The organism is Treponema sp. R8-4-B8, assembly GCF_054786175.1.
Genome location: NZ_BDHE01000098.1, coordinates 1 through 1,326 on the forward strand (window position 1 = coordinate 1; position 1,326 = coordinate 1,326).

General features: G+C 39.9%; 2 protein-coding genes. Both read left to right on the plus strand.

What is annotated here, in order from left to right:
• The coding region (locus tag ACYVRA_RS06510; protein WP_461251938.1) for a D-alanine--D-alanine ligase at positions 1-456 on the plus strand (456 nt) is incomplete at its 5' end.
• A gap of 232 nt (positions 457-688) precedes the next feature.
• Positions 689-1,326, plus strand: a 638-nt coding sequence (locus tag ACYVRA_RS06515; RefSeq protein WP_461251939.1) for a hypothetical protein, incomplete at its 3' end; no start/stop codon positions are given.

Genomic DNA, 1,326 nt, shown 5'->3' on the forward strand with positions numbered 1-1,326 from the left:
GACAGAAAAATCATCATAGAGGAATGGATCCCCGGCGGAGGAATGGAGGGCGCCGTCCTTGGGAATGAGGACCCCGCAGCGTCCGTACCCGGCGAAATAATTCCCTCTCACGAATTTTACTCTTACGACGCCAAGTATCTTGATGAAAAAGGCGCTGCTCTTGAAATCCCCGCGAAACTGGATGACGCGACAAAAAAGCGAATTCAAACCCTTGCCGTAAAAGTTTTTCAGGTACTCTGCTGCGAAGGGCTTTCGCGCGTGGATTTCTTTTTGAAAACAGACGGCGAGATAATAGTCAACGAAATAAACACGATGCCGGGTTTTACAAAGATAAGCATGTATCCAAAAATGTGGGAAACAAGCGGTATAAGTTACACAGAGCTTATCACCCGCTTAATTGAATTGGCTGTCAGCCGGTTTGAAAAAGAGCGAAGGTTGAAAACTAGCGTAAATTAAGCTAAAAAAGCCTATGGCTTTTATAGCATAGGATTTTATTGGGCATACGTGTAGAGTGAGTGCAAATGTATCCGTTACCGCTTTTTCACACATAATCTTAGGAAAATCCCTTAGTTATGTACAACTATTTTCACTTGACATTCTTAATTTTAAGGAGTAAATTTGATACAGAGTGCAAACTTTTGAAAAACACGACATATTTTTGGTACATAGGCGTACATAGGAGAATAAAATGATTAACCGGGAACAACTGCTTAAGATTTCTGAATTAAAACTGACCGGAAAAATAGAGCAAATGGATGAGGGCAAACTCAACAATTTTGTTCAATTATTAAATTCGTTTACCGATAACCTTCCGGAGATTAAGAAAAAAATTAACAACGCGCTGATTGCGAGAGATTACGACACGTTGACAAAACATCTTACAACAGTTCATGATATGGCGGGAAAAATTTTCGCAGAAGACATAGCGCAGGATTGTACAAAACAGATTAACTGGCTTGGCAGCGAAAAGCATGAGAAAGTTGAAGCCTATATGCGTTACTTCTTATCAAACTTGTCAATATTATCTAATGATATTCAAAAGGCGCAGAAGCAGCCGGGCGATTCATCCGATACGGCGCATCAAGATGCGGCTGATACCGATAAAGAAGCGGAAAATGCTACCGTAGGAAGACTGCTTGAAATTTCGGATTTAAAGATTGACGGAAAAATAAAACAAATGGGAGATGATGAACTCCTCAATTATTTACAGGTCTTGAATGCTTTTACTGACAACTTTCCGTCGCTGGAGGAAAGAATAAACGAAGCGTTAAAAACAAAAAATAACGATGCTTTGGCAAAACACCTAACAGAAGTTAAAGACATATT